The following is a 14,962-nucleotide window of genomic DNA, read 5'->3' on the forward strand; positions in this document are numbered from 1 at the left end:
CGAAGGAGTGGGGGCAACAGCAGCTGCGCTGGTAGACTTATCCACAGTTGCTGGTAACAAAATCAGCAATCCGCCCTGGGTCAAATTTCAATCGGCAGGGTGGGTCAATTTTCCATCAGCGCCAACACAGTCAGCCCGGCCAGTGTTGCACCGCCCGCTGATCTTGGTTACAACCTCAGCCATCAGCCGTCCGGATTGCCTGCCATGACCGACTCGAACAGCACCGAAAGCGCGGTGTACAAGACCCTGTTGGAGTCGACCAAGGCCATCCCCTGGAAGATCGACTGGTCGAGCATGACCTTCGCCTACATCGGCCCGCAGATCGAAACCCTGCTCGGTTGGCCGCAGGCCAGCTGGGTCAGCGCCAACGACTGGGCAGAGCGTATGCATCCCGAAGACCGCGACAGCGTTGTGGCCTTCTGTGTGTCGCAGTCCCAGGCGGGCACTGACCATGAGGCCGACTACCGCGCCCTGACCCGCGATGGCGGTTATGTGTGGATTCGCGATGTGGTGCACGTGCTGCGTAATGAAGCGGGCGAGGTGGAGTCGCTGATTGGCTTTATGTTCGACATCAGCGAGCGCAAGCAGACCGAACAGCAGCTGCAGCAATTGCAGCAACAGTTGGAAGAGCTGTCATACCTCGACGGCCTCACCGGCGTGGCCAACCGACGCATGTTCGACAGCCGCTTACAGGTGGAGTGGAGCAACGCCCAGCGCACCGGCCAGCCGCTGTCACTGATCCTGCTGGATATCGACTACTTCAAGGAATACAACGATCACTACGGGCATATCCAGGGCGATGATTGCCTGAAAGGCGTTGCTCGGGCCTTGAGCGCCGCCGCCGTGCGCCCGCGTGACCTGATGGCCCGCTATGGCGGTGAGGAATTTGTTCTGCTGCTGCCGGAAACCGATGCCCAGGCGGCTGCCCAGGTTGCCGAGCGCTGCCGCCAGCTGATTCATGAGCAACAGATTCACCACGCGCATTCGCGCGTCAGTGCATGGCTGACCCTGAGCCTCGGGGTAGGCACCCTGACACCGGGCCCGCTCGACACGCCTCAGGCCTTCCTCGAGCAGGTTGATCGCCTGCTCTACAAGGCCAAGCACGCCGGGCGTAACCAGGCCATGCTGGCCGCAGCCCCTTAAGGCGCCTGGTTACGCGTTAACGCGGCTTGTATTGGCTTGAGCAATACGCCCGTGACACCTGCGGGTCACGCAGCTGCAGGTGCTTGGTCTGCCGACCACTGACCCGTTCACGCCACAGCTTGAAGCTGCTCGGTTTGAGGTGGCGCCGCATCAAGGCGATCACCTGCGCTTCGGGCAGGCCAAACTGCACCTCAATGGCCTCAAATGGGGTGCGATCTTCCCAGGCCATCTCGATCACCCGTGACACCTCATCTGCTGATTGCAGCATCTTGCACCTCAATCCGTCTGAGCACGTCGGGCAGCCCCACGAGCTGCCCCACCTTACGGTTGTTCAAGCTGTTAGCCCAGCACTGTCTGGGCCCGCGCGGCATGCAGCTTCTTGTAGCTCTCAATCAAGCGCAGATGGCGCTCCAGCCCTTCCAGCTGCATGTTGGTTGGCGTCAGCCCATGGAAGCGCACGCTGCCGTCCAGTGAGCCCAGTACCGCGTCGATGCGCTCATTGCCAAACATGCGGCGGAAGTTAGGCTCGAAGTCGCTCATCTCCAGCTCGCTGTCCATCTGTACTTCCAAAGCGGCATTCAGCGCCTGATAGAACAGGCCGCGCTCGACGGTGTTGTCGTTGTACTGCAGGAAGGCCTCGGTCAGTTCCTTGGCGTCGTCGTACTTCTTCAGCGCCAGGTGGATCAGCAGTTTCAGCTCAAGAATGGTCAGCTGGCCCCACACCGTGTTGTCGTCGAACTCGACGCCGATCAGCGTGGTGATATCGGTGTAATCATCCACATCGCTGTTTTCCAGATTGCGCAGCAGGGATTTCAGGCCGCGATCATTCAGGCTGTGCAGGTTGAGGATGTCCGCGCGGAACAGCAGCGCCTTGTTGGTGTTGTCCCAGATCAGGTCCTCAACCGGGTAGATCTCCGAATAGCCCGGCACCAGGATGCGGCAGGCCGTGGCTCCCAGGTGCTCGTACACCGCCATATAGGCTTCTTTACCCATGGCCTCGAGAATACCGAACAGGGTCGCGGCTTCCTCGGCGTTGGCCTGTTCGCCTTCGCTGGAGAAGTCCCACTCGACGAATTCGTAATCGGCTTTAGCGCTGAAGAAGCGCCACGACACCACGCCGCTGGAGTCGATGAAATGCTCGACGAAGTTGTTCGGCTCCATCAGCGCCTGGCTTTCAAAGGTCGGCGGCGGCAGATCATTCAAACCCTCGAAACTGCGCCCTTGCAGCAGTTCGGTGAGGCTGCGCTCCAGCGCCACTTCAAAGCTTGGGTGCGCGCCGAACGAGGCGAATACGCCGCCAGTGCGCGGGTTCATCAGGGTCACACACATCACCGGGAATTCGCCGCCCAGGGAAGCGTCCTTCACCAATACCGGGAAGCCCTGAGCTTCGAGGCCCTGAATACCGGCGAGGATGGCCGGATACTTGGCCAACACCTCAGCTGGCACGTCAGGCAGGCACAGCTCACCTTCGAGAATTTCGCGTTTAACCGCACGCTCGAAAATCTCCGACAGGCACTGCACCTGCGCCTCGGCCAGGGTGTTGCCGGCGCTCATGCCGTTGCTCAGGAACAGGTTCTCGATCAGGTTGGACGGGAAGTACACCACCTCGCCATCGGACTGACGTACAAACGGCAGCGAGCAGATGCCGCGCAGCGTATTGCCCGAGTTGGTGTCGTACAGGTGCGAGCCGCGCAGCTCGTCGTCCGGGTTGTAAATCGCCAGGCAGTAATCGTCGAGAATCTCCGCTGGCAACGCATCCTTGGGCCCCGGTTTGAACCAGCGCTCGTCCGGGTAATGCACGAACGCCGCATTGGCGATTTCTTCACCCCAGAACTGATCGTTGTAGAAGAAGTTGCAGTTCAGCCGCTCGATAAACTCGCCCAGTGCCGACGCCAGCGCGCCTTCCTTGGTCGCGCCCTTGCCGTTGGTAAAACACATCGGCGAATGCGCATCGCGGATATGCAGCGACCACACGTTGGGCACGATATTGCGCCACGAGGCGATCTCAATCTTCATGCCGAGCTTGGCCATGATGCCCGACATATTGGCGATGGTTTCTTCCAGCGGCAGGTCCTTGCCGAGGATGCGCGTACCTTCGCCGGCCGTCAGCGCCGGGATCAACAATGCCTGGGCATCAGCATCGAGGTTGTCCACCTCCTCGATCACGAATTCTGGCCCGGCCTGCACCACCTTCTTCACCGTACAACGGTCGATGGAACGCAGAATGCCCAGGCGGTCCTTCTCGGAGATATCCGCCGGCAGCTCGACCTGAATCTTGAAGATCTGCTGGTAGCGGTTTTCCGGGTCAACGATATTGTTCTGCGACAGGCGGATGTTGTCGGTGGGGATATTGCGCGTGTCGCAATACAGCTTCACAAAGTACGCCGCACACAGCGCCGAGGAGGCCAGGAAGTAATCAAACGGCCCCGGCGCCGAGCCATCGCCCTTGTAGCGGATGGGCTGGTCAGCCACCACCGTGAAGTCATCGAACTTGGCTTCAAGTCGGAGGTTGTCGAGAAACTTGACCTTGATTTCCATGCGGGATTACCAGAATACGGGCTAAACGAATGGCGGCCATTATCCGGGTTTTCTGCGGGAAGTGGTGGTGGCTGCAGCCTGTACTGCTGATCGGTCAAGCGTACGCGCTGTACGTTTGGTTAAGGGGACGAGCTTTAGCCCGTCCCAGCGAGCGAAGTGAGTGATTTGAACCACTTGTTAGGCGCGGACTTGATCCGGGCGTTACAAGTGGTTGTGCCGCGATAGCCAACAGTGCTTTTGCTTTAAATGGATTTTCATGATGTTGTGCTGATTTATGTGCTTTTTCTGCTCGGCGATTTTGGAGTGCCTCAGCGCCGGCGCGATATCACTGTTGGCGTATAGCACATTGCGGAGCCAAGACTTCTTGCCCCGCCCACGATTTCAAATACGCCGAATGCCTTTGATGAGAGATATACAGTTTTAACCGATTAATATCCGCAATTTTCTACGCGTCGCATTTATTTGCTTCATTAGGCAAGAAAATTAAAAATCACACAGCTCATTGTAAATAAAAAAATTGGCGCAGTGAGAATGTTGAATAATGAATTAACGATTATTTTTCCATTTCTCTCTGACAGACTCACTGAGTCGCCTATTTCATAGATGTAAATTAATAGCCCATTATCAGCTTCAAACTTGCAGTCAACCCCACTTGAATTCTTGTAAGAAATCTCTATGAGGGTTGACTTGGCTGTGTCAGTAAGGGTTCTGTTTCTAATGATGAAGTTAGTAACTACACCAGAAACTCTGTTGCCTGTAAATAAAATGTATAATCTATAAAATAATAAATATATGGCGAGTGCAAACAAGCAATAGCTTAAGGTTGTAAAGTACCAATGCATGCTTTCCCCTTGTCAAAGTATGAAGTAGTTTTTTCCTAACGATTAAGCTAAGGGGCGGGCTTTAGCCCGTCCCAGTGAGCGAGGCGAACGATCTGAGCGCCTTGTTATATCTTTATCCACTCCAGACCTAATTTTGTTTGAACGGCATGGAAATGGTTGGTGAATTTTTTGTAAAAATCTTCATGCTCAATTTTATTTTCAGCATTTGGATTGTGATAGAAAACCAATTCTTTAGCTTCCTTATACATTACTGCTATCGCGCTTATATATCTCATCCTATTGGTTAATAGCCCACCATTTCTCTTGATTTCCTTGAAATGTCCGTCCTGCATTTGCATGTATTCAGCACTGCCAAGCATTGAGCTTCTCAAGTACATTTCAAAAAGAAAGTCTTTTGTTGCGAAATTGCGAGCGTCAAATAAAACCACAATACATATATTGCCCGCATTGCCATGAACCCTGAGTTGACCGGATGCGGATTTAATGCTTTCAGATATCCGCTTAGAATCTATGCTGTAAATTTCGATAATTCCAGAGTCGACGTTATCTAAAATCTGCTTTTCGGTGGGGTTTTCTGCAAGCTCCTTGACTTCCCAGTAGCTATTTGTGCCACCAAGTACTACCTCGTAGTCCGGTGTTCTGGTAGTTGAATCGGGAATTTTATTGTGAGGAATGGCTCTGTCAGAGAGTATTTCCTAGATTAAACGTTCGGACTCAGTCATGTTCATGTGAGATATAAATATAATTAGACGACATATCCATATCTGCACACTGTTGCCATTGCTGGCAATAAGTATCCAAATCTTGCCATCTTGTATCCGTATCTGACCATCAGCGATTGATGATCCGTTCTTTCAGCCCAAGCTCGACTGCTGCTTTGCAACTCAGCAACCAGGCTTTCTGTTCAGGCTGCAACTTACTACCGGCCTGGTTTTACGCCTGCTGCATTTCTTTCTCGTCATAGCCGACGCGCGCGAATATCAGCGCCGTTGGTTATTTGAGCGGTTAGGTGCGGATTTTGGGTGGTTTGTGTTTGCGTTCGACGATCAGTTCGACGGTGGTGTAGCTGATCTGTTGTTCGGCGTCGTTGCCTTCGACAAAGCGTTTGCTGCCGTTCTTGCCTGACTTGAGGCTTTTTACAACGTCCATATCGTGCCCGTGGGGTGGCAGTGTCCTGCTGGCAGTCTGCCTGTATGCATTGGGGGGCTCAAGTGAGCATAAGGTGGACTCGCTTCGCATTGTCCACCCTACCGTGCGGGCAAGGGGCATTGCGCCCCTTGTGTGGTCTCGGTCTAGTTGGCCGAGGTGTTCAGGCTTTGCAGCAGGCGGTAGTAGAAGCCGCTGGCATTGGCCAACGTATCGATCGCTACGCGCTCGTTGGTGCCGTGCATACGCGGCAGGTCGTCGCGCTCCATCAGCAGTGGGCTGAAGCGGAAGACGTTGTCGGTCAGCGGCTCGTAATAGCGCGAATCAGTGCCGCCGACGGTGAGGTTGGGGCTGACCAGGGTATTGCTGAAGCTCTGGCGGATCACATCGGCGAACTGCTGATAGGCCTCGCCCCTGACATCGGATACCGCCGATGGCTCGCGCCCGCCGGGCATGACTTTGACTTGAATCTGTTCATCCGCCACGGCGCTGCGAACATGTTCGGCCACGCTGGCGATGCTGTCGCGCGGGTGGATGCGCAGGTTGAGGGTGGCGCGGGCGCTGGGCGGCAGTACGTTTTCCTTGATCCCGGCGCGCAGCAGGGTCGGCGATAGTGAGGTTTGCAGTTGCGCTGCACCGGCTGGCGATGCGGCCAGTTGCTGTTCCACCAGCGGGCCGAACAGCCAGAGGTTGGCGAAGATCAGCCGGTAGCCGAAGGATTGCGCTGGGGTGAAGCTGGCCAGCAGGTCGCCAGTGGGGCCGTCGAAGCCGCGTTGGAAGGGCGCATCGCCCACCCGTTGCAGGGCCTGGCTGAGACGGCCGATGGCGGTTTCATCAAAGGCGGGCGGCTGTGAGGAATGACCACCCTGGGCGTTGGCTTGCAGGGTCAGGCTGACGTAGCCCTTTTCCGCAATGCCGACCACAGCTACGTCCTGGCTGACGCCGGGGATCTGTCCGCGCACCACAAAGCCGCCTTCATCGCTGACCCAGGCCAGGCGTTTGCCCTGTTCCTGCAACTGCGCGGCGATGCGTCGGTTGCCCTGGTGGCCGCCGATTTCTTCATCGTGACCGAAGGCCAGTAGCACATCGCGTTGTGGCTGGAAGCCCTGGGCGATCAGGGTTTCCACCGCTTCGAGAATCGCCACCATCGAGCCTTTGCTGTCGATGGCGCCACGGCCCCAGACAAAACCCTCGGCAATCGCCCCGGAGAATGGCGGATGAGTCCACAGCGCTTCGGTGCCCGGTGCGACGGGCACCACGTCCTGGTGCGCCATCAGCAGGGCAGCGGGTAATTGCGCGTCCTTGCCCGGCCAGCGCAGCAGGATGCTCGGGCTGCCAGTGGCGAGCGGCTCAGTGTTGGCGGTGACCTGTGGGTAGCGCAGTGCCATCCATTCGCGCAGCTTGGCGAACGCGGCGTCGCTGGCGGCCAGTTGGCTGGCCGGTGCGCCGACCTGATGCGACAGGGTCGGCAGACGAATCGCAGCCGCCAGGCTTTCGGCAGCGCGTTGACCATCCAGCCCTTCGGGCAGACTGACCGGCGCGCTGTTGAATGCGGCAGCCGGTAGCAGCAGGGTGCGGCCGACCACCACGGCTACCAGGCCGAGCAGGATGAGCAGCAGAAGCAGTAACAGACGTTTCATCGCCGTTCTCCTTGGCTTATGGGCGCAGAATCAGCTGGCTGCGACTGTTGGCTTTGATCGCTTCGGCATCCAGGTGCATCGGCACGTACTCGCCGCGCATATAGGCATCGGCCTGATCCTTGTAATGCCGATCGAACAATACGCCGCTCTGGCCCACCGGGTTGATGCCCAGGGCGCTGCCGGCATCGGCCAGATCGATCAGGCGACGGGTCGAGGGGCCGTAGACCACCGACCAGGGCGCCGGGCCGACCGGTTGCGAGAGGTTGTTCGGTGTTTCATGGCCGCCCGGTGCGGCAAACGCGCCGACGTTGAACAGCTTATCCAGCGGTTTTTGCTGGCCCAGCGGGTGGCTGTGAGTGAGGGTGTGTGCGCTGCCCCAGGCCCATTTCGCGCTGTCGTCACCGAGGGTGCTGCGCAGATGAGCGAGGCTGGCCTGCCAGGCGGCCTTGACGGTGGCGGCGCGGCTTTCCACGGCTTCGCTGCCGCGCTTGTCCCACCAGGGCGAGCTGGCATCGGCGGCCAGACGCGGCAGGGCGCTGTCGAGCACGCGGGTTTGCAGCAGGTTAGTGAAGAAGGCTTCGCTCAGCTCGTCGGCCATGGCTTCACGTGCCAGTTGGTAAACCAGCTGGTTGAACAGCGTAGCCGCAGTGTTCTCGACCTGATGCTGGCCATCCCAGTTGAGCAGCTGCTCGACCAGCGCCTGCTCTTCGCTGCCAGTGGCGGCAGCCCGCAGATCAGCTGCCAGCGGGGCGAGCAGACGTTGCGGGTAGCCGGTGCCGGGCTCCAGTTGCAGCGCCTGGCTGTTGTGCACATCCCACTTCACGCTGGTGTCGCGCAGGCGTTCGTCCAGGCGCTGGCCGCGATCGGCCAGGTTGTAGTAACCCGGAATCGCCATGCCGGTCGGTGACACGGGCTGGTAGTTGGCGGAGAGGATATAGCCGCGCTCCGGGTTCTCCTCCTGGGGGTTGGCGCTGAACGGGTAGTAGCCGTCTTTGTCCGCCTCGCCGTTACTGCCATCGAGGATAAAGCTCGGGTTGACCCCGGCCGGGCGACGCGGCAGTTTCGCCGCCGCCCACCAGCCGATATCACCTGTGGCATTGGCCCATACCACGTTCAGTCCCGGTGCTTCGATGTGCTCCACGGCGGCGCGGGCTTTGTCCAGGCTGGCTGCGCGGTTGAGTTGGTAGAAACCATCGAGGATTGGGTTCTCGGTCTCGAGGAACGCCCACCACATGGCAATCGGCGTGCTGCCGACGGTTTCACCCAAAGCGCTGTTGATGATCGGGCCGTGCGGCGAGCGGCGGATGGTCAGGCGCACTGGCTCGGCATCTTTGACGCTGATCAGCTCTTCGCGGCTTTGCAGATCGACCCATTGGCCGCGGTACCAGACCTGGTTGGGGTTGTCCGGGTTGGTTTTCTCGGCGATCAGGTCGAGGTCGTCGTTCTGGAACATGGTGATACTCCAGGCAAAGTCGCGGTTGTGGCCCAGCGAGGCCACTGGGTTAAGCGCTTGGTGATGGCCGTACAGGCTGAAACCGGGGTAACTCAGGTTGGCCTCGTACCACACCGACGGCACGGCGAAGCGGATATGCGGGTCGCCGGCCAGCAGCGGTTTGCCGCTGGCGGTGCGGCTGCCGGAGATCGCCCAGGCGTTGCTGCCCTCGAACTGCGGCAGGCCGGCATCCAGCAGCGCGGCGTGGCTCAGTTCGGCGATGGCGTTGAGGTCCTGCCAGTCGCCAGCGGCGAGGTGCTGGCCGACCACGCCCTCTGGGTGCCAATCGAGGTCAAAGGCTTTGAGGTAATCGGCGCCCAGCTGATCGCGGATGTGCGTCAGCACTGGCTCGGTGCGGAAGGCCGCAGCGAAGCTGTAGGCCATATAGCCGGCGACGCTGAGGGTGTCGGCGACGTTGAACGGGCGCTTTTCGATGCCCAGCACATCGAACTCGATCGGCGCCGGATGGCTGGCCTGGTACTGGTTGATGCCGTCCAGATAAGCCTCCAGCGCTTTGCTGGCCGGGGCGTTCATGTCCATCTTCGCGGCGTAACGGTCGGCGTGTTCGCGTATGCCCAGGGTGCGGAACAGGCGGTCGGTGTCGACCAGCTTGCTGCCGAGCACTTCGGCCAGCTCGCCACGGGCCAGGCGGCGGAGGATTTCCATCTGGAATAGGCGATCCTGAGCATGTACATAGCCCAGTGCGCGGTACATATCGGCCTCGTTCTGCGCCTGGATATGCGGCACGCCGCGCTCGTCGTAATCCACCGTGACTGCGGCCTGCAGGTGACTCAGTTGCAGCTCGCCGTCGCGCTGCGGCTGCTTGCTGTCGATGTACCAGTAAGCGCCGGCGGCAGAGGCCGCGACGATCAGGGCCAGGGCAGTCAGGGTGCGTTTCATGGGGTTTTCCTTGTTATAGGTTTTATCAGCCTGGCCATTGTGCGCACTGCCGGTTGTGCAGGCATTGACCAAAAACAGCAAGAGTGAAAGTCTTTGGTCAATCCAAGAGGCCGCTATGCCACACGATCCGCACAACAGCATTGCCAGCGCGTTGACCCATTCTTCAACTTTGCGCCGCCTGCTCTACGAAGCCTTGGCGGGGTTGGGGCTGGACCCCACCGACACCTATCGCCAGGCGTATCAGGGCGTAGTACTGGCGCCGCCGCTGCTCAATGCCCGTGAGGATCACGACAATGCGCCGCGCTTCTGGCAGGCGCTGGCGGGCATCAGCGGTGATCCTGACATCGGTCTGCACCTGGGCGAAACCATGCAGCCACGGCCGATGGATGTGGTGGGTTACCTGCTGCTGGCCAGCCGCGACCTGGGCCAGGCATTGGAGAGTTTTGTGCGCTTTCAGCACATCCTCTCCGGTGGTTTTGCCGCGCGGCTGGAGCTGGAGGGCGAGCAGGCGCGGCTGATCTTCGACCTCAATTACCGTGGCGTGGGTTCGTTGCGCCAGCAGATGGAGTGCCTGGCGCTGCTGCTGCAGAAGATGCTCGCCAGCGTCAACGACGGCGGCTTTGCGCTCGATGGCGTGGAGTTTCGCCACCCGGCCCCGCGTCGGCTGAGTGAGCACCGGCGGCTGTTTGACCTGCTGCCGCGCTTTGCCCAGGCGCATGATGCGTTGATCTTCCCGCGCGCCTGGCTCAGCCGGCCCTCGCGCAGCGCCAACCCACGCTTGTTTGCGGTGCTCTGGGCGCAGGCGGAAGTGGAACTGGCCGAGCTGGAAGAAAACCAGCTGCTCAACCGCGTGCGTTACTGGCTGGAGGTCAACCTGGGCGTGCAGCTGTGCGACCTGCCCCGCTGCGCCACCGCGCTGGGTTACAGCGTCAGCGGGCTGCAGCGGGCGTTGACCGAACAGCAGCAGAGCTTTCGCCAGCTGCACGATGAGGTGCGTCGCTTGCGTGCACAGACCCTGCTCGACAGCGGCCTGGCCATCCGTGAAGTGGCCCGCGCCTGCGGCTTTGCCGAGCTGTCACCGTTCTATCGGGCGTTCAAGCGCTGGCAGGGCGCGACCCCGCAGGCTTACCGCACTAGCGGCTGACGCGGAAGCGCCGGCTCAGGTCGCTCAATCGCTCAGACAAGTGGCTGAGTTGCTGGCCATCGTGACTCAGGGCTTCGGCATCACTGAGGTTTTGTTCCGCGACCTGTTGCACGCTTGTCAGGTGCTGGCTGACCTCCGCGCTGACGGCCGCCTGCTGGTGGGTGGCGGCGGCAATCAGCTCGTTCATCTGAGTGATCGAACTGATGTCCTGCGCCACGGCGCCGAGCAGGTCGGCAGTGGCCTGGCTGTCCTGTACGCAACTGCGCACGCTGTCGCGGCTCTGCTGCATGGCTTCGGCGGCCTGACGGCTGCCTTGTTGCAAGCGGCTGATGATCTGCTGAATTTCAGCGGTGGACAGGGCGGTCTTCTGCGCCAGGTTACGCACCTCGTCGGCGACCACAGCAAAGCCACGGCCCTGATCACCGGCGCGAGCGGCTTCGATCGCGGCGTTGAGGGCCAGCAGGTTGGTCTGTTCGGCAATCGAACGGATCACTTCCAGCACCTTACCGATCTGTTCAGATTGGTTGGCCAACGCCTGCACTTCACCTTCGGTGACGTCGATCTGAGCGGCCAGCTTGCCGATCTCGCTGCGTACGTGATTGACCGAACGGCTGCCCTCGGCGGCTTGCTGGTTGGCCGTTTGCGCGGCACTGGCAGCCCCATCGGCATGCCCGGCCACTTCATCAATGGCGCTGCTCATCTGCTGCATGGCTGAGCTCATGTAGACGATTTCACCCTGCTGGCGATCGGCGCCACTGCGCAGATGACCAGTGGCTTGCGCCAGGTTGTCGCCCATCGTTTGCAGGCCCTGGGTGTCTTTGATTACTTCGCCAACCAGCTCATCCAGTGTGTCGAGGAAGCGGTTAAAGCGCTTGCTGACCTTGCCTTCAGCATTGCTGCGGTAGCTCAGGTCAATGGCGTCGTCATTTTCGGTGAGTTGTTCGGCGGTTTGCATCAGGGCGGCCCCCTCCACGGCTTCGGCATGGGTTTGCAGGGCCAGGTAAATCAGGATCGCGCTTTCCAGCACCACGTAGAACGCATGCAGGAAGATGATCGGCCAGCTGCCTTGCGCCACCACCGTGACGCTGAACCCTTGGGTTTGCAGGGCATAGAAGCCCAGGTGGTGAACCGCAATCACTGCAGCCGCCACCACGATCGGCAGCCAGTCGCGGTAATACACCAGAAACGCCAGCAACACGAAAATACCGAAGTGCATTTCCAGCATGCCGCCCGCCTGGTTGATGTGCAGTGCGGACATCACCATAAACGCTGCACCAATCGCGCAGCGCAGCAGACGGCGCCCGGCAATCAGCTGCTGCAGTACGGTCATCACCGCCGCTGTTCCACCGCCCACCAGCAAGGCTTGGCCCCAAGTACCGTGCCAGAGCGCCAGACCCAGCGAGTAAAGAAACATCAGCCACAGCACCATCAGCATGATGCGGTCCGCTTTACGGTAGTGCAGCTCTAAGGGTGAAAGACGGCTAGGCATGGCAAAAGACCTAAAAAGTAGCGTGATATTCGGATCAAGTATGGCAGCCGTCCGTGGGTGCGCAGGGCTTTTCTATGGTGATAAGTTGTACATGGTATGTCATTTGTACAATTTTATTCGGTAAACATGCAGGGCTCAGTGCATGTCGCCGGCGGTCAGTGGCGTTGCCAGTCGCAGAAACAGCCCACCGCCAGGGTGTTGCTGGCGTTGACCGGGCGATTGGCGACCAAGGCGTCGAGAATCGGCTCGATAAAACTGTTGCTGGAGGTGCAGGTAGCGCCTTCGCTGTAGGGGCCGAAGTAGGCCAATTGGCCATTGCGGTCCCAGATCGCCACCGCCGGGCTGGCGGGGATTTGCGCGCTGCCAGCCAGTTCAGCCAGGGGTTGCAGGGCGCTCAGGGTGCTGGGCAGTTGACCGTTGGTGCCGGTTTTTTGCACGGCATAGAAGGTAACGCCCTGGGCGCCGAAGCGTTCGATCAATTCGGCCAGGTGCTGTTGATTGCCAACATTGCACGGGCAGGCGGGGTCCCAAAAATGCACCAGGCGAATTGGCCCAGGGCCGGCCAGTTCGTTGGGCAGACGCAGTTGTTCGCCATAGAACAGCGCGGTTTGTTCACTGAAGCTGCGCAGGTAGCGTGCTTCGTACCACCAGTAGGCGGCCAGCATGGCGGCTGCCCAGAACAGAATCAGTAGGCTGGCGAGTAGGGTCTTGCGCGTGGGTCGAGTCATGAGCAGCCTTCGGCAAACAGGCGCGCAGCTTGCCATGACTGGCGCGACAGCTGAATATCCGCAACCTGATTGCGCGGCCCAGGATGGCCTGTGATTACCCCGTAAGTTTGATGGAAGCCCTATGCCAGAGCCGTTTCAGCCCGAAAACCTGCTTGCCACTCTGCGACCCTTGGCCGCAGCCGCTGCGCTTTTACCGGCCGAACAGGCCTACCGGCAGTTTTACGGCTTCAGCGATACTTGGGCGACGCACACCCGCATGGGTACGCTGCAGGCCGCCGGTTACCAGATTGCTGTGCAGGCTTGGTGGCCTGAGCAGCCGCGCGCCACGCTGGTGCTGCTGCATGGCTATTACGACCACGTTGGCCTGTATCGCCATGTGATCGAATGGGCTCTTGGAATGGGTTTTGCCGTACTGGCCTTCGACTTGCCGGGGCATGGCTTGTCCAGCGGTGCGCGGGCGAGCATCGGTGCGTTCAGCGAGTATCAAACGGTGTTGCGCGCGGTGCTGGCCGAAGCGGCAGCCCTGGCGTTGCCGCAGCCCTTGCACCTGTGCGGGCAGAGTACGGGTGGGGCGATTCTGATTGATTACCTGCTGACCGGCGCACCGGGGCCGGACATCGGTGAAACCATTCTGCTGGCACCGCTGGTGCGGCCACGCGCCTGGGGCTGGTCACAGTTCAGTTACCGCATCATGAAGCGCTTTGTCAGCGAGATTCCTCGGCGTTTCAGCGTCAATTCCAGCGATGCCGAGTTTATCGATTTCGTTCACCACCAGGATCCGCTGCAGCCGCGCAATTTGCCGACCGCCTGGGTTGGGGCGCTCAGCCGGTGGGTGCCGCACATCGAAGCCGCGCCGCGCAGTGCGCGCAGCCCTCTGATCATTCAGGGGGAAGCCGACATGACGGTGGCCTGGCGCTACAACCTGCGGGTGCTGCAGGACAAGTTCGCTGACCCGCAGATGCTGCGTCTGCCCGAGGCGCGGCACCACCTGGCCAACGAAACGCCGGCCTTGCGCCAGCGCTATTTCGAGTTTCTTAGCCAGCGGTTGAGCTAATCAGATACCGCGCGGCGCCGGAGCCAGCGCTGCGCTGCTCTGGCCAACCGCCAGGCCGCTGCGGATGGCGGCCAGGGCAGCCTGGTAGTAAGCCTTGCCGGCATCGGACTGGGCGAAACTGACGAATTCTTCCAGCTCCGGGTCGCTCAGCTCGCGGTAGACGTGCAGCAGGGTGTTATCCAGATCCGCCCCGATTTGCTCCATCAACCGCTGGCGCTGGCCATTAAGCATGGCCTGGGCGCTGTCGCCCCCGAGCAGACCTGGGAGCATCTGGCTGAGGCTGTCGGCGGCTACACCGGCCAGGGCCAGGCTGACTTCGGCACCGGCTTCCCGCGCCGGCAGGGCCTGGGCCAGGTGGCGAATCAGCAAGCGGCGGGTGGCGCTGGCCTCACTGCGTGGCAGGCCGTTGGCGTAGCGCGCCAGTTGATCGCTGCGGGTGGCGAGCAATTCGGCATCGACAATCTTGCGCCCCAGTGACGACTGGAAAAACTGCAGCGCGGTGGTCGGGTTACCGAGGTTGTCACGCAGGCCTTGTTGCGCGCGCTGATCCACGGCCGCAGCGGCAAAGCGCTGGTTGCTGTTGTTCACCAATGCTTGATGCACCGCCGGCGGTAGGCTGCTGCGGTAGCGCTCCTGGGCGGCCTGCAAGGCATCGCTGAAGTGCATGCGCTGTTGCGGCCAGCCGGCCGCCTGATACAGCTGCAGGTAATCGTCGGCCAGGGCGGGCAGGCTGAGCAGCAGGGTCAGTACAACGGAAAGGGCGCGCATTAGGGACTCCAATCAGGGGCGGCTATTTTCTGCGGCATGCTGACGCTTGTCGAGGCTCGGCAGGGCGCTGGTAGAATC

General features: G+C 60.2%; 13 protein-coding genes. 4 read left to right on the top strand and 9 right to left on the bottom strand.

The features are described from left to right. Positions 1-208, top strand: a 208-nt coding sequence (locus HBN63_RS21695) for a hypothetical protein (RefSeq protein ID WP_223181879.1), incomplete at its 5' end; no start/stop codon positions are given. Further along, entirely contained in the window at positions 205-1,143 is a 939-nt protein-coding gene (locus HBN63_RS13835; protein ID WP_170049831.1) for a sensor domain-containing diguanylate cyclase, read from the top strand. The genes HBN63_RS21695 and HBN63_RS13835, both read left to right, overlap by 4 nt. A gap of 16 nt (positions 1,144-1,159) precedes the next feature. Here HBN63_RS13835 and HBN63_RS13840 read toward each other — a convergent pair whose 3' ends face one another. The 6 genes from HBN63_RS13840 to HBN63_RS13865 form a co-directional block, all read right to left on the bottom strand. After that, the gene (locus tag HBN63_RS13840) at positions 1,160-1,411 is read right to left on the bottom strand and encodes a TIGR03643 family protein (protein ID WP_170049832.1); all 252 of its coding nucleotides are present in this window, start codon (positions 1,409-1,411) and stop codon (positions 1,160-1,162) included. 71 nt (positions 1,412-1,482) lie between these two features. Beyond that, positions 1,483-3,681 carry an OsmC domain/YcaO domain-containing protein gene (locus tag HBN63_RS13845; RefSeq protein WP_170049833.1) on the bottom strand — a complete coding sequence of 733 codons (2,199 nt, stop codon included), beginning with the start codon at positions 3,679-3,681 and terminating at the stop codon, positions 1,483-1,485. 946 nt (positions 3,682-4,627) lie between these two features. After that, positions 4,628-4,882: a hypothetical protein gene (locus HBN63_RS13850; protein WP_170049834.1), complete on the bottom strand. Its 255-nt coding sequence runs from the start codon at positions 4,880-4,882 to the stop codon at positions 4,628-4,630. A 646-nt stretch (positions 4,883-5,528) separates the two neighbouring features. After that, entirely contained in the window at positions 5,529-5,672 is a 144-nt protein-coding gene (locus HBN63_RS13855; RefSeq protein ID WP_170049835.1) for a hypothetical protein, read from the bottom strand. A gap of 143 nt (positions 5,673-5,815) precedes the next feature. Further along, a complete protein-coding gene (locus HBN63_RS13860; protein WP_170049836.1) occupies positions 5,816-7,309 on the bottom strand; it encodes a M20 family peptidase in 1,494 nt (497 codons plus the stop codon). 16 nt (positions 7,310-7,325) lie between these two features. Further along, positions 7,326-9,701 (bottom strand): penicillin acylase family protein, encoded by a 2,376-nt coding sequence (locus HBN63_RS13865; RefSeq protein ID WP_170049837.1) that lies wholly within the window; start codon positions 9,699-9,701, stop codon positions 7,326-7,328. Positions 9,702-9,816: 115 nt separating this feature from the next. Between HBN63_RS13865 and HBN63_RS13870 the strand changes: the two genes are divergently transcribed. Continuing rightward, positions 9,817-10,845, top strand: a complete 1,029-nt coding sequence (locus HBN63_RS13870) for an AraC family transcriptional regulator (protein WP_170049838.1) — start codon at positions 9,817-9,819, stop codon at positions 10,843-10,845. Here HBN63_RS13870 and HBN63_RS13875 read toward each other — a convergent pair. Continuing rightward, the gene (locus HBN63_RS13875) at positions 10,835-12,334 is read right to left on the bottom strand and encodes a methyl-accepting chemotaxis protein (protein ID WP_090254556.1); all 1,500 of its coding nucleotides are present in this window, start codon (positions 12,332-12,334) and stop codon (positions 10,835-10,837) included. The two genes, HBN63_RS13870 and HBN63_RS13875, sit on opposite strands and share 11 nt — an antisense overlap. Positions 12,335-12,489: 155 nt before the next feature. Further along, complete coding sequence (locus tag HBN63_RS13880; RefSeq protein ID WP_170049839.1) at positions 12,490-13,098, bottom strand: DUF6436 domain-containing protein; 609 nt, start codon at positions 13,096-13,098, stop codon at positions 12,490-12,492. Positions 13,099-13,183: 85 nt separating this feature from the next. Here HBN63_RS13880 and HBN63_RS13885 point away from each other — a divergent pair, with 85 nt between their 5' ends. Next, positions 13,184-14,116 (top strand): alpha/beta hydrolase, encoded by a 933-nt coding sequence (locus tag HBN63_RS13885; protein WP_170049840.1) that lies wholly within the window; start codon positions 13,184-13,186, stop codon positions 14,114-14,116. Here HBN63_RS13885 and HBN63_RS13890 read toward each other — a convergent pair whose 3' ends face one another. Continuing rightward, positions 14,117-14,884: a hypothetical protein gene (locus tag HBN63_RS13890; protein ID WP_170049841.1), complete on the bottom strand. Its 768-nt coding sequence runs from the start codon at positions 14,882-14,884 to the stop codon at positions 14,117-14,119. Between the last annotated feature and the right edge of the window lie 78 nt (positions 14,885-14,962).

The sequence above is a fragment of the Pseudomonas sp. WS 5011 genome (assembly GCF_012985775.1).
GTDB classification, from domain to species: Bacteria; Pseudomonadota; Gammaproteobacteria; order Pseudomonadales; family Pseudomonadaceae; genus Aquipseudomonas; species Aquipseudomonas peli.

Bases quoted from the DNA above. Each gene is read 5' to 3' on its own strand.
- HBN63_RS13840 (WP_170049832.1), bottom strand. From the start codon at position 1,411: ATGCTGCAATCAGCAGATGAGGTGTCACGGGTGATCGAGATGGCCTGG.
- HBN63_RS13855 (WP_170049835.1), bottom strand. From the start codon at position 5,672: ATGGACGTTGTAAAAAGCCTCAAGTCAGGCAAGAACGGCAGCAAACGC.
- HBN63_RS13875 (WP_090254556.1), bottom strand. From the start codon at position 12,334: ATGCCTAGCCGTCTTTCACCCTTAGAGCTGCACTACCGTAAAGCGGAC.
- HBN63_RS13860 (WP_170049836.1), bottom strand. From the start codon at position 7,309: ATGAAACGTCTGTTACTGCTTCTGCTGCTCATCCTGCTCGGCCTGGTA.
- HBN63_RS13845 (WP_170049833.1), bottom strand. From the start codon at position 3,681: ATGGAAATCAAGGTCAAGTTTCTCGACAACCTCCGACTTGAAGCCAAG.
- HBN63_RS13870 (WP_170049838.1), top strand. From the start codon at position 9,817: ATGCCACACGATCCGCACAACAGCATTGCCAGCGCGTTGACCCATTCT.
- HBN63_RS13835 (WP_170049831.1), top strand. From the start codon at position 205: ATGACCGACTCGAACAGCACCGAAAGCGCGGTGTACAAGACCCTGTTG.
- HBN63_RS13885 (WP_170049840.1), top strand. From the start codon at position 13,184: ATGCCAGAGCCGTTTCAGCCCGAAAACCTGCTTGCCACTCTGCGACCC.
- HBN63_RS13880 (WP_170049839.1), bottom strand. From the start codon at position 13,098: ATGGCAAGCTGCGCGCCTGTTTGCCGAAGGCTGCTCATGACTCGACCC.
- HBN63_RS13890 (WP_170049841.1), bottom strand. From the start codon at position 14,884: ATGCGCGCCCTTTCCGTTGTACTGACCCTGCTGCTCAGCCTGCCCGCC.
- HBN63_RS13865 (WP_170049837.1), bottom strand. From the start codon at position 9,701: ATGAAACGCACCCTGACTGCCCTGGCCCTGATCGTCGCGGCCTCTGCC.
- HBN63_RS13850 (WP_170049834.1), bottom strand. From the start codon at position 4,882: ATGCTTGGCAGTGCTGAATACATGCAAATGCAGGACGGACATTTCAAG.